Below are 11894 nucleotides of genomic sequence, written 5' to 3'. Positions count from 1 at the left end.
GGCAAAACAAACATAAAAAAAGCCCAATAACGCGCAAAAGCTTGCCTAAAACTATCAACATTGTTATTTTACGTAAAAGTCAGCCATGTAAAGATGCTTTTATGTCCACCATTGCCAATATGTTGCAGCAGTACGCAGAACAAAATCAGTTACTCAGTTTTGAAGGCACGATGGAAACCATTATTACTGGGGTTTATTTTCATCGCGCCAGTAAAAGCTCGCCGCGACAGCCGCTTATTTATAACTCTGGGATTATTGTGGTCGGGCAAGGGCATAAAGTAATTCATTTTACAGATCATAAAATACAATATGGTGCGGGGGATTATTTAGTATTGGGCGTTCCTGTACCGCTAGAGTGCGAAGCCTTTACTGATGGCGACTTACCAGTGCTTGGGATTGCTGTTGATATTAACCCTGCGTTATTGCACAAACTCGTTAACCAAATGACTGAGCATAAACAATTTGCTCTGCCACCAACATGCGGGCAAATGAGTGGCGTGCAATCGGCTAAACTCGATAACGCGATGGAGCTGGTAACTAAGCGTTTATTAACCGTGTTAAATAACCCACTTGAAGCACAAGTATTTGGCGAAGATATAGTAAAAGAATTAGTATACCGTGTACTTTGCGGCCCCCAAGGACATACCTTGTTTGGCCTTGCTATGCACGACGGCCACTATGCACGTATAGCGCGCACACTGTCTATTATGCATAGTAATTATGCCAACCCCATCACAGTAGAAGGGTTAGCAGAGGACGTAAATATGAGCATTTCGTCGTTTCATCGCGCCTTTAAACAAGTGACTTTTGAGTCGCCGTTACAATATTTAAAAAAGCTGCGTTTAGCCAAAGCAAAAGCACTTATAACCGCCAGTGGCAGCAAAGCCAACGAAGCCGCATTAAAAGTAGGCTATACCAGCCCATCGCAATTTAGCCGAGAATTTAAACGCCACTTTAATAAAACACCAAAAGAAATGTTACTCTAAGCAAACCGCTAAAGCTGCGTTTTAGCGGTATTAAAAGCAACCGGATTAACGTATTTACGGTTTATAAAATGGCTAAAAATAAGCGTAAACAACACCGAGCTAATAGTTGCCACTGTATAAACTTGCCAAATTAAAATATCGTATTTTAATAGCAATGCAATGGCGGCAAAAAATATACACCCACCTAATGAGCCAATAATACCGCCGTTTAGTATTTTAAACGCTGAGTCTTTTTTATCACTGATATACGCTATGCTGCCCATTACCGCTAAAATAACCGGAAAAGTAGAAAGCAACCCACTCCATGCCGAGCCAATATGCTCAGAAATAAAGGTAACCAACATAATAAAACTAGTTACTAACACTATTTTTATTGGCAGCTCCCATTTTGAATTTAAAGGCTTTGCATCTATCGCTACTTTTAATTTTGTAGTAGCAAAAGTTAAAGCCAATAAAGTACTAATAGAGAACAAGCACGCTACAAAAATATTAACCGGTAAAAATAATGTCAGTATGCTAAATAAACACCACACACTCAGCGCTATTAACAACGACTTTGCTAAGCCACACTTATACGAAACCGCCATATACACAAAGCAAAATAAACCAATACCACTCATGCCATATAAAGCGCCCACCGCTGAGTTAGCTGCAAACAGTTTTCCTTGCTCTATAGCAATAAAATATGAAATAGGCCCAGAGGTGATTGGCAGGCCAGGAATAATACCGCTTATAAAACTACCAAACTTTTTTTGCGCGTAAGAAATAAAGAGCAGTAATAGCGGGGCAACCATTAATTTAACTAACATGACTAATAATAAAAGATGAGTAATGGCGCAAATTCTACTCACTTAGTTAATACAGTCAATCAATATTGAGTTGAATTTAAATCATCTCATCAGGCGTATTTATCTTTTTATGACTAATTTATAGCTACTTTTTAATAACTTAAAATTATTTACTCAATTGAGAATGAATTGGCATTACAATTAAGCAGCTAAAAAACAAAGGTTGCAGTAATTGGTAATATAATAATTGCACTTTGGTATGTTAAGTTGATTTTAAATACGTTACAGTCATGTGCAACAATGTAAATATTTAACTTTATACTGAGGTACTAATGAATAAAAATAACATTACACATCTTATTAAGCCCGGCGCTTTAATTGCCCTCACTACCTCTTTGGTTATTGGTTGTGTTAGCCAACAACCAAAAAGCACTGAGCAACAAGCTAACCCATTAGTACCCGCCTCTAAATTTGATTTATCTCAGTGGAAAATTAATGTACCGGTTGATTTAGATAACGACGGTAAAATTGATGAAATAGATGTTAAAGAAATTCAGACTTACTCACATCCTGATTTTTTCTATCTGGATGATAAAGGTTACATGGTATTCACCTCGCCAAACAAAGCACTCACCAGTGCCAATTCTACCAATACACGCAGTGAATTTAGGCAAATGCTCCGCGGAGCAAATACAAAAATAAAAACCAAAAGTCCTAAAAACAATTTTGCTCTTGCTGTACACCCACTATCGGATCGATTTGGCTCTATTGGTGGCAAAATGGAAGCAACGCTAAAAGTAGATCATGTTGCATTACGTGCTACTGATCCAAGTAAAAATGCGGCCTACTCTGTTGTTGTGGGGCAAATTCACGCAGGTAAAGATCAGGCGCTTATTGACACTAAGCTTGGCTATGGCTGGGGTAACGAGCCACTAAAAATATATTATAAAAAGTGGCCTGGACATAAAACGGGATCGGTTTTTTGGAACTACGAGCGTAACCTACCAAAAACAGATCCTAACCGTACTGATATAGCTTATCCTGTTTGGGGTAACACATGGGAAAACCCTAACGAGCCAGGCAATGCTGGTATCGCGTTAGGTGAAGAGTTTAGTTACACAGTAAATGTGTATAAAAATGTGATGCACCTAACATTTAGCACAGCAGGCAAAAACGATGTTAGCTACTCTATTAACTTAGGTAATAACGTAGATGCGTATGGCAACGTAGACGAAAAAGATCACCCACATGGGTATGCGGCTGATTGGCACTACTTTAAAGCAGGCGCGTATAACCAATGTAGTACCAAAAATGCTAAAGGCATTTGGTATCCGGGCTGTTTAGGTACGGGCGACTGGGCTACAGATAAACAAAACGGTGACTATGCACAAGTGAGCTTTAGTAAACTTGTATTAAGCCCCGCTAGCCCACAATAAAGGTAACTAAATTATTACTGCCCCGCTTGTTTGCCTTATTAAATAAAGTAAACAAGCGGGATAAGGGTCTGTTGATCTTTCAAGGTTGAATTTGCAGCAGTATGTTTGGTATTTAGGCAAGGCAGAGCCTATGTGGTGTGGTTATTCCCCATAAATAGGCGATAACGTAGCATTAATGCCAAACATGCGCTGCCCGAAGGGTTCTGCCTAGGGGCGATTGACTCTTTGTTGCTCAGTTTTTACTTAGCCCACTAGGTTACAAATCTCGCGCCGTGATTAAATCGCCCCTAGTTTGAACAAATTTAACTGTAAAGGTCAACAGACCCTAACTTTTCTTAAATAAAACCTCGGGGTTAACCATGGTTTTCATTTCGAGTACGTTACCGTTAGGATCTTCTATAAAAAATGTTTCTTGTTCAAACTCATCTCCTATAAAACGGCGATATGGCTTATCTAAATACTCCAAGCCCGCGCTTTCAATACGTTGTTTTAACGCATTAAATTCGTTTTCAGATAAATGAATGCCAAAATGTGGTACGGCAACTGCGCCCATATCAACATCATGGCGAACTGTAGGTAGGCGCTCAACACTTTGGTGCAGTGTTAACTCGTTACCCCAAAAATCAATATCTATCCAGCGTCCTTGCTCGCTATTTCCGGTTTTACAGCCAAGTACATCGCAATAAAAAGTTTTAGCTATATTTAAATCACCAGCCGGAATAGCCAGATGTAAACAGTTAGACATAAATTACCCTTGATAATAGCTTTTAATAAATTAAACAGTCAGCATTATACATGCTTTGTAATTTATAGAACATTAACGAGTATATTTTAGCATTTACAGCCCTTACAACTATTAGGCTAATAAAATGATTAAATTCTGACACCTACTATTTTTGGCAATTAGCTATTATTAGTTATGCTATAAAATTCTAGCTTTGAGCTATCAAACATAAAAGTGTTACTTTATTATACGCACGCTATAAGGTACTAATTTGCGCGCTATGATTAAATTTTTATTATTAAAGTCCATCACATTTTTTGCCGGCTGTATGTCGTGCTTTGTAATGCATACAACCTTTGCATTACCGCTTGTTATATCTGCAGCATTAACCGGGCTAGTTGGCTCGTTTATTCCTTTTCCTAAGCTTTATCAAAACCACCCTTATGCGGCCATATATGCAGGTAGCTTTGCCGGTATGTGCTCAACTAGCTTAATTACTAGCTACTGGGAAGTGGCAATAATCTCAATTATTGGCGCAACGCTATACACCCTTACCTTAAATGCATTTGCTGGTTTTGGTGGCCGATTAGGCAGCGTAGCCTTTGCAAGTGTTGCTTTGTATTCTTTAGCTAAAGGCTTAGTGTAATGAGTATTGAATATTCTATATTAGCTTTGATAGGCGCTTTTTTAACATTTTATTTAGCCAAGCATAGTCGTTTTGATGGTATTAGAGCTTCTGCGGCCTTATCTATAGTTACTTACTTAATTTTTTACTGGCTTAACCTTGATCCTGAGTTATACAGCGTTGTGTTTTTTGGTGGTACTTTTATTGGTATGAGCGCCCCACACCGCTTTGGCATATATACGCTTGCCAGCTCCGCTGTTATATTTTCGTTATTATTTGAGTACTTAGTACCCATACTCGACGGCTACGGCGGTGCTTTAGGTGTGAGTGCATTTTTGTCGGTATGTATTTGTCACTTATTCATTATATTAGGTGCACCACGCAGTAAAAACATTTCCTTTCGACGTGTTAAATAAGCAGTTAATTGGAACTTGTAGGGTAACCAAATATCACTTTTAGCTTTGCCGTTACCCCTTTTGCTTTAAATGCACTTTTTACTAAATAAGCCCATTGATGAAAAGTTATGGTCAGTGGGTTGTTACTATTTAACTGCCCAACAATACCGTACTTACACGGTTTATCGGCTTTTTCCTCGGCGTAAGTGCCAAATAACTTATCCCAAATAATGAGTACACCGGCAAAATTTTTATCTAAGTAGCCGGGGTTAATAGCATGATGTACTCGATGATGCGATGGGGTGTTAAATACCTTTTCAAACCAGCCTAGTGTACTTACCGTTTGGGTATGCACAAAAAACTGATAGGCCAAATTAAGCGCCACTACGGTAAATACACTCAGCGGATCAAAGCCGATTAATATCATTGGCAACCAAAATAACCACATACCCGCAAGCGGATACATTAAGCTTTGCCTAAATGCGGTTGAAAAGTTCATTTTAGTTGAACTGTGATGCACCACATGGGCAGCCCATAACCAATGAATATGGTGCGACGCTTTATGAAACCAATAATACAAAAAGTCTTGTAGTAAAAATGCGCCAAATATCGTCAGCACCGACAGTTCAATATCAAATAACCTATATTGATGCAGCCAATAAAAAAATGGCATTAGCACAATTAAAGCAATTGCATCGGCGCCTTGGTGCATAAGCGCCAGTGCTGTATTCGCCAAGCTGTCTTTTATGTCGTAATAACGCCGATATTTAATAAATTCATAACTTACAAAAATAATAAATACAGGACTAAGGGCAAGTAAAATTATTTCTATGCTCATGATATGTTGCCCTTAAAGTTGGCTTTTAGTTTATTAAGCGCTTGTGCTATATCTTTTTTAATAAAAAATTTAATCACTAGGCTTGGCAGCCACCAAGGTGTTTTACAGCGTATGTTATAGGTAACTTCGGTGCTTGTTGGGGCATTGTCACTAACGCAAAAATAAATATCGCCACGATGCTCTGCAACTGGTTTATTACCTATTATTTGATAACTAATATGATTGCTATCGGCGCTAATTATACGCTCTTCAAAGCGAACTCCTGCCATTATAACTTGCCTAATAGCACCTTTACCGCCAATAATTTCGCCTTCATTTTGCTTTTTTAACAGGACAAATTTAGCATTAAAAAAACGTTCTAATTGCGCATGATCAAGCAAAGCGTCTCTGACTTGTAGAGGCGTTGCTGCAATCTTTTGTTTTAAGGTTATTTGTATCATTTTTATATAATAAGTATTTTCATAATGCCCTACCATATAAAATTTTTTCGTGGCAAACTTGCTGTTACACGACCATTTTTTAGCTTTAGGCGACAAATGAGCACACTTGCCGATCATTATTTTTCAAGCTGTATTGATTACCTTGAAACACTTGGACTTAATAGCCAAGCTGTTTTGTCGGCTATTAACTTTAATGAATACAGTAATAAGCAAGCTCAGCAACTCGCGCCACGCATTAGCTTAAACTGTTACAACGCACTGCTAAATTATGCTCAGCAAACTCTAAACGAGCCTTTGTTTGGCTTTAAGCTTGGTCAGCAAATTCGAACTGCCGACTTTGGCATATTGGGTTACTTAATTGAATCGAGTAATAACTTAGCCAGCGCTATTACCGCACTGCTTAACTACGACAGTTTAGTTGCAGATATTGGTAGAGCAGAGTTTGAACAGCAAGGTGAGTTGGCAATTATTCGTTGGCTACCTAATACTAACTGTAGCCCACAGGTTATTTTACGTAATATGACCGCTTGGGTAAGTGTTATTCGACAACTATTAAATCCACAGCTATCGCCCAGTACTATTTATTTTACCCAAGCTTCTACCAGCAATGAAAAAACAGTACTCACACACTGGTTTAACTGCCCCGTTAAAACTAACGCACAGTATAACCAAGTGGTATTTCCGAGCAGTTATTTAGCACTGCCATTTAAAACCGACAATACGCAAATTAATTTAGTGCTTAAACAGGTTTCTGAGCAGCAACTTTCACGCTTTAAAAGCCAGCAGCTACTAACCGAAAAAATTAGCCAGTTATTTATAGCTAAAAATGACTTAATCGACTGCAGTTTAATACGCACAGCAGGCGCGCTAAACATGACCCCGCGCACCTTGCAACGCCATTTAAAGCGCGAACAAATATCGTTTGCCGACTTACTTGAGCAAGAGCGTAAAAGGCGCGTAATACTGTGCATTGGCAAAGAGCCATTAAGTAACATAGCAATTAAACTTGGCTTTAACGACCAAAGTTCATTTAATCGTGCTTTTAAACGCTGGTATAACTGCACTCCACTGCAATATCTAAAAACACTACCTAAAAACATTGGCTAAAAATCAAACGTTACTTAACTCTTTAATTCAACATAGGTAATAAAAAGCCGCGGTTAAATTTAACCACGGCTTTTTATTCGCTTACTCGTGCGCTTAATAATACGCTTACTTTCCTATCGCTTCTTTAGCAAACAAATGCTTTATTGGGCCTAAGTTATCAACCATTGAAAGCCCAACTCCACGAATTAGTTTTTTAATTGGGTTAGCACCGGCAAATAACTCTTTTAAAGAGTACATCATGGCAATGTGTTTTTGCGCATCGAGTTTACGGGTGCGCTCGTAATCACGTAAAGTACGCGTGCTGGCAAATTCTTTATTATCACTTGTTAGTAACTCAATTAAATAAGCGGCATCTTTTAGGCCTAGGTTCATCCCCAAGCCTGCAAGCGGATGAATCGTATGTGCAGCATCGCCAATTAATACGACTTTACCTGCAACCCATTGCTGGGCATAACGCATTTTAAGTGGAAATGCAGCGCGTACACTTTGCACTTCACACAAACCACATTGGCCATCTATTGCCGCCATAATGGCTTTGTTAAACTGGTTGTCGTCCATTGCTAATAGCTCTTCACAATGCGTTGGGTTTGTAGACCACACAATTGAATGGGTGTTGGCATCGCTCAACGGTAAAAATGCTAATGGCCCGCTTGGTAAAAACACTTGGCGTGCGGTATTGGCGTGTGGCTCTTGGGTTTTAACTGTAGCCACCAATGCATGGTGGTCGTAGTCTTTAAAGCTCAGCGCCATATTAAACTGCTTTCGAATTGCCGAATTTGCACCATCGGCGGCCACCAGCAGCTTTGCAATGATTGGCTCACCACTTTTTAAAGTAACAAATACATCCGATTCGCTTTGGTGTATTTGCTGATAACAAGTGTCGAACATCAGCGTAGCATTTGGCTGCTGCTCTAGCTCCTTTACAAGCGCGTAGCAAATAATATCGTTTTCAACTATATGACCTAAATGATCAAGCTCTAGTTGCTCACTATTAAAAGCTATTTTGCCAAAGCTGTCTGCATCGCGCACATCCATATGGGTATAGGCACTAGCACGCAAAGCAACTATGTGTGGCCATACGTTTAATTGTTCAAGCAAGGTTTGACTCGCAATACTCAGCGCACTTACGCGCATGCCATACTCGTCTGTTGGCGGTGTTTGCTTTGGCGCAGCGTCAAGCACGACTACGCTTATACCTGCTTTTGCCAACCCAAGCGCTAAGGTAAGCCCTACGCTGCCACCACCTACAATACATACCTGTACTTGTTTCATAAACCTTGACCTTGTTTAACTTGCCCCATTAACTGCTTAGCCAATGGCGCTTTTAAAGAGGGGAATAAATCCATCGAAAACAACCCAATACTACGGCCAAGTGCCAGTATGCGTGATGAATTTGAAAAAAGCCTTACTAAACCATCTGTTAGGGTCATCACGTTATTTATATCAGCGCTGCGCTGCTGTGCATACTCGCGAGTAAATGCATAACTGCCTAAGTCATTTGGGCTCTGGGCAATTAAGTTACTAAGTACTTGTACATCTCGCAGGCCTAAATTAAACCCTTGCCCTGCAATGGGATGAATTGCATGCGCAGCATTACCTATTACTACCGTGCGGTGCGCAATAAGCGATTCTACTTGCCCATACACTAAGGGGTAATTAGCACGCATACCCACTTTAGTAAATTGACCACCGCGATAACCAAAGGCACTTTGTAGTGCGCTTATAAAGTCGTCTTCACTTTGTGCCATGTGCTGCTCAACGTGCTGTTGCTGCATACACCACACCAGTGAATAGCGGTTGTTGCTCATAGGTAATAGCGCCATGGGGCCATGTTGCGTAAATCGCTCAAAAGCATGGTTATTATGCCCACCAGCTACTTCTATATTGGCAATAATAGCCCCTTGCTCATAAGCTTGAGTGTTAAACTTAAGTTCAAATAAGCTGCGAGTTGGCGACTGTGCACCGTCGGCAATAACTAACAGCTTGGCGGCTATTTGCTCGCCACTTTGCAAAGTAACTATATTATTATGTAATTGCTGCTCAATGGCACTTACGCTATCAGGGCAATATAAACTGATATTTATTTGAGCGTTTAATAATTGATGTAACGAGCGGCCAAACGGGTTTACTTCAACCACATAACCAAGGGCATCTTTAGCAAACTCTTCACAGTTAATATCTGCTTTACCAAAATGGTGACGATCAGACACACTTACTTTTTTAATTGCTGTAGCGTACGGTGAATTTAACGCAAATAAATTTAAGCCTTGCAAGTACTCTACCGACTGCTGAGCAAGTGCTATGCTTCTATCATCAAAGCTTGGGTGATAGTCATTACTTACTTCATTAGCCTCAACAACAGCAATACTAAGCGCGGGATTTATTTTAGCCACACTTAACGCACAGCTAGCACCGGCTAAACCGCCACCAATAACAACAACATCAAACTGCTTAGGCACTTTTTTCTCCTAGTCTTATGCGCTTTTATTGCTTTGCATAAGTGCTTCTATATCGCTTATGGTTTTTGGCGCACTTAGGGTGAGGTTTTCATAACCACTTGGGGTTACTAATAAGTTATCTTCAATGCGAATACCAATACCTCGGTATTTTTGCGGTGCATTTGAATCTTCGCTGATATAAAGCCCAGGCTCAATGGTTAAAACCATGCCCGCAGCAAATGCGCGTTCGCTATTGTTTTGCTTGTAGTCGCCTACATCATGTACGTCTAGGCCTAACCAATGCCCCAAACCATGCATGTAATATTCTTTACACGCACCTTTTGCCATTAGCTCGTCAAAGTCGCCGGTTAAAATACCCAAATCTAGTAGACCTTGGGTCATAACTGCCATTGCTAAAGCATTAGCATGCGACATATAACCGCCGGGTTTAATTTCTGCAAACGCCACTTCTTGCGCTTTAAGAACAATATTATATAACGCGGCTTGCTCGGGGCTAAATTTACCATTCACTGGAAATGTACGTGTAATATCAGCAGCGTAGCCTTGTAGCTCGCAACCTGAATCTATTAACACTAGATCGCCACTTTTAAGGGCGTCGCTGTTTTGGGTGTAATGTAAAATATTAGCATTGTCGCCACTGCCTACAATAGTGCCATACGCTGGGTGCCGCGCACCATGCATTGCATAATGATGATGTAGCTCTGCTTCTAATTGATACTCGGTTGCACCGCTATGGGCAAAACACATTGCTCTAACATGGCCTTGCGCGCTAATTTCGCAGCCTGCGCGCATAATGTTTATTTCACTTGGTGATTTAAATAAACGCATTTCGTGAATTAACAAACGAATATCTTTAATGGTACTTGGCGCTGTGTCACCTTTTTTAGGGGCGCTGCGCAGAGTATTAAGCAAAGAGAAAACACGCCCATCAAAAGCCGAATATGCACCTTGCGCATAATATAAAACCGCTTTGCCATTGAGCAAATTAAATAACTGTTCACTCAACTCACTTAATCCATGGGTTGCATCAAACAAATATTCGTTTTTTGCTTTTTCAAAGCCTATTCTACGGCCATGCCATACTTCGGCTAGTTTATCTTTATTAAGGCAAAATAATGTACTGGGGGTATCGCTATTTGGAGCAAGTACAAGTACGGCATCGGGCTCATTAAAACCAGTTAAGTAAAAAAAGTCACTGTCTTGCCTAAATGCATAGTGAGTGTCGCGGCTGCGCGTAACTTCGCTCGCCGCAGGTATAATTGCCACACTGTTACTATCCATTTTTGCAAGCAGACGCTCACGACGTGCTTTAAACTCTGACTTTTGTATTTCAACCATGTGCAACAAACCCGTTTAACTTAAACTATTAATGAAGTGTTTTTTTAGTGCTAGCAGTGCTTTGATCTTTACCTAACTCTGCAAAGCAAAGTAATGCCGACACACGCACATACTCAATCACTTCATGTAGTGCTTGGCTGTCTTCTTCTGTTTCTTCAAAGGTAGTATCAAGGCGAGTAATTTCGCTAAAATCGGTAATAACTTCTTTTACATCGGCTGATAATTTACCGTAATCTTTTTGCTTTAAACCAAAGCCAAGCATAAAACCTGCAACCCAAGAAACCAAACCATTAGCCTGATCTATAAGTGTTTCATCGTCGCTGGGTAAAAACAAATCAAACGCAAACTCTTCATCATTAAAACTAGCAACGACCTGCTTATAAATGCTGCCAAAAAACTGTTTTAAATTATTACTAAACGAATCACCATCGTTAAACACATCGCTTAACAGCCCTAGGTATTCTTTGTCGTCAATCGTTAACCCACAAGCTAATAAACCACTAATTACACCGTGCGCTTCGGCCGGTGATACAAATATTTCGTTTTTTTCTAATAATAATTGGGCTTCTTCGTAATCTGGTAAATCGCTCATTGTTATATCTTCATTTTGCTAGTTAAGGCAATGCTACCACTCGATAAAAAGCAACTCCAATAAATTCTATAATCAAACCGCTTAAGGGGCACGGCAAGATCATTATAAATTGAACTTATAGAGCAAGTAGTGATCAGATCAAGGCATAATAATTACTTGGTCGCAT

General features: G+C 39.9%; 13 protein-coding genes. 5 read left to right on the top strand and 8 right to left on the bottom strand.

All coding sequences use genetic code 11. From position 1 onward, the window contains the following. Window positions 1–101 precede the first annotated feature (101 nt). Window positions 102–986 (top strand): AraC family transcriptional regulator, encoded by an 885-nt coding sequence (locus AAEZ18_RS00065; protein WP_041454651.1) that lies wholly within the window; start codon window positions 102–104, stop codon window positions 984–986. Between the two features lie 8 nt (window positions 987–994). Here AAEZ18_RS00065 and AAEZ18_RS00060 read toward each other — a convergent pair whose 3' ends face one another. After that, entirely contained in the window at window positions 995–1795 is an 801-nt protein-coding gene (locus AAEZ18_RS00060; RefSeq protein ID WP_050754469.1) for a hypothetical protein, read from the bottom strand. Window positions 1796–2106: 311 nt separating this feature from the next. On the opposite strand from AAEZ18_RS00060, the gene AAEZ18_RS00055 reads away from it, so the two are divergent. Further along, a complete protein-coding gene (locus AAEZ18_RS00055) occupies window positions 2107–3210 on the top strand; it encodes a polysaccharide lyase family 7 protein (protein ID WP_208834652.1) in 1104 nt (367 codons plus the stop codon). Window positions 3211–3535: 325 nt separating this feature from the next. On the opposite strand, the gene AAEZ18_RS00050 is transcribed toward AAEZ18_RS00055, so the two are convergent. Beyond that, window positions 3536–3955 (bottom strand): VOC family protein, encoded by a 420-nt coding sequence (locus AAEZ18_RS00050; protein WP_011327270.1) that lies wholly within the window; start codon window positions 3953–3955, stop codon window positions 3536–3538. Window positions 3956–4214: 259 nt separating this feature from the next. On the opposite strand from AAEZ18_RS00050, the gene AAEZ18_RS00045 reads away from it, so the two are divergent. Beyond that, a complete protein-coding gene (locus AAEZ18_RS00045) occupies window positions 4215–4580 on the top strand; it encodes a hypothetical protein (RefSeq protein WP_176359692.1) in 366 nt (121 codons plus the stop codon). Next, window positions 4580–4975 (top strand): hypothetical protein, encoded by a 396-nt coding sequence (locus AAEZ18_RS00040; RefSeq protein WP_011327268.1) that lies wholly within the window; start codon window positions 4580–4582, stop codon window positions 4973–4975. The genes AAEZ18_RS00045 and AAEZ18_RS00040 overlap by 1 nt, the downstream gene beginning before the upstream one ends. Window positions 4976–4979: 4 nt before the next feature. Here AAEZ18_RS00040 and AAEZ18_RS00035 read toward each other — a convergent pair whose 3' ends face one another. Further along, window positions 4980–5792 (bottom strand): sterol desaturase family protein, encoded by an 813-nt coding sequence (locus tag AAEZ18_RS00035; protein ID WP_086997331.1) that lies wholly within the window; start codon window positions 5790–5792, stop codon window positions 4980–4982. Continuing rightward, window positions 5789–6232, bottom strand: a complete 444-nt coding sequence (locus AAEZ18_RS00030) for an SRPBCC family protein (protein WP_089368931.1) — start codon at window positions 6230–6232, stop codon at window positions 5789–5791. The genes AAEZ18_RS00035 and AAEZ18_RS00030 overlap by 4 nt, the downstream gene beginning before the upstream one ends. A 96-nt stretch (window positions 6233–6328) precedes the next feature. On the opposite strand from AAEZ18_RS00030, the gene AAEZ18_RS00025 reads away from it, so the two are divergent. Then, entirely contained in the window at window positions 6329–7339 is a 1011-nt protein-coding gene (locus tag AAEZ18_RS00025) for an AraC family transcriptional regulator (protein WP_089367787.1), read from the top strand. A 105-nt stretch (window positions 7340–7444) separates the two neighbouring features. Here AAEZ18_RS00025 and AAEZ18_RS00020 read toward each other — a convergent pair whose 3' ends face one another. Genes AAEZ18_RS00020 through AAEZ18_RS00005 form a run of 4 tightly spaced genes read right to left on the bottom strand, consistent with a single transcriptional unit; the run spans window position 7445 to window position 11728 of the window. After that, complete coding sequence (locus AAEZ18_RS00020) at window positions 7445–8611, bottom strand: FAD-dependent oxidoreductase (RefSeq protein WP_309216853.1); 1167 nt, start codon at window positions 8609–8611, stop codon at window positions 7445–7447. After that, window positions 8608–9798 carry a 2-octaprenyl-6-methoxyphenyl hydroxylase gene (ubiH, locus tag AAEZ18_RS00015; RefSeq protein ID WP_309216851.1) on the bottom strand — a complete coding sequence of 397 codons (1191 nt, stop codon included), beginning with the start codon at window positions 9796–9798 and terminating at the stop codon, window positions 8608–8610. The genes AAEZ18_RS00020 and ubiH overlap by 4 nt, the downstream gene beginning before the upstream one ends. Window positions 9799–9813: 15 nt before the next feature. Continuing rightward, window positions 9814–11136 carry a Xaa-Pro aminopeptidase gene (gene pepP / locus AAEZ18_RS00010; RefSeq protein ID WP_309216850.1) on the bottom strand — a complete coding sequence of 441 codons (1323 nt, stop codon included), beginning with the start codon at window positions 11134–11136 and terminating at the stop codon, window positions 9814–9816. A 28-nt stretch (window positions 11137–11164) separates the two neighbouring features. Continuing rightward, complete coding sequence (locus AAEZ18_RS00005) at window positions 11165–11728, bottom strand: UPF0149 family protein (protein WP_011327261.1); 564 nt, start codon at window positions 11726–11728, stop codon at window positions 11165–11167. Window positions 11729–11894: the final 166 nt, after the last annotated feature.

The sequence above is a fragment of the Pseudoalteromonas sp. 19-MNA-CIBAN-0066 genome, from assembly GCF_040308705.1.
In the GTDB taxonomy this organism is placed as follows: Bacteria; Pseudomonadota; Gammaproteobacteria; order Enterobacterales; family Alteromonadaceae; genus Pseudoalteromonas; species Pseudoalteromonas nigrifaciens.
Note: the sequence above shows the minus strand (reverse complement) of the source record. Positions and strands in the feature narration are given on the sequence as shown.

Coding starts and splice junctions, on each gene's coding strand:
- AAEZ18_RS00035 (WP_086997331.1), bottom strand. CDS start 5,792: ATGAGCATAGAAATAATTTTACTTGCCCTTAGTCCTGTATTTATTATT.
- pepP (WP_309216850.1), bottom strand. CDS start 11,136: ATGGTTGAAATACAAAAGTCAGAGTTTAAAGCACGTCGTGAGCGTCTG.
- AAEZ18_RS00065 (WP_041454651.1), top strand. CDS start 102: ATGTCCACCATTGCCAATATGTTGCAGCAGTACGCAGAACAAAATCAG.
- AAEZ18_RS00055 (WP_208834652.1), top strand. CDS start 2,107: ATGAATAAAAATAACATTACACATCTTATTAAGCCCGGCGCTTTAATT.
- AAEZ18_RS00025 (WP_089367787.1), top strand. CDS start 6,329: ATGAGCACACTTGCCGATCATTATTTTTCAAGCTGTATTGATTACCTT.
- AAEZ18_RS00005 (WP_011327261.1), bottom strand. CDS start 11,728: ATGAGCGATTTACCAGATTACGAAGAAGCCCAATTATTATTAGAAAAA.
- AAEZ18_RS00060 (WP_050754469.1), bottom strand. CDS start 1,795: ATGTTAGTTAAATTAATGGTTGCCCCGCTATTACTGCTCTTTATTTCT.
- AAEZ18_RS00050 (WP_011327270.1), bottom strand. CDS start 3,955: ATGTCTAACTGTTTACATCTGGCTATTCCGGCTGGTGATTTAAATATA.
- AAEZ18_RS00020 (WP_309216853.1), bottom strand. CDS start 8,611: ATGAAACAAGTACAGGTATGTATTGTAGGTGGTGGCAGCGTAGGGCTT.
- AAEZ18_RS00040 (WP_011327268.1), top strand. CDS start 4,580: ATGAGTATTGAATATTCTATATTAGCTTTGATAGGCGCTTTTTTAACA.
- AAEZ18_RS00030 (WP_089368931.1), bottom strand. CDS start 6,232: ATGATACAAATAACCTTAAAACAAAAGATTGCAGCAACGCCTCTACAA.
- AAEZ18_RS00045 (WP_176359692.1), top strand. CDS start 4,215: ATGATTAAATTTTTATTATTAAAGTCCATCACATTTTTTGCCGGCTGT.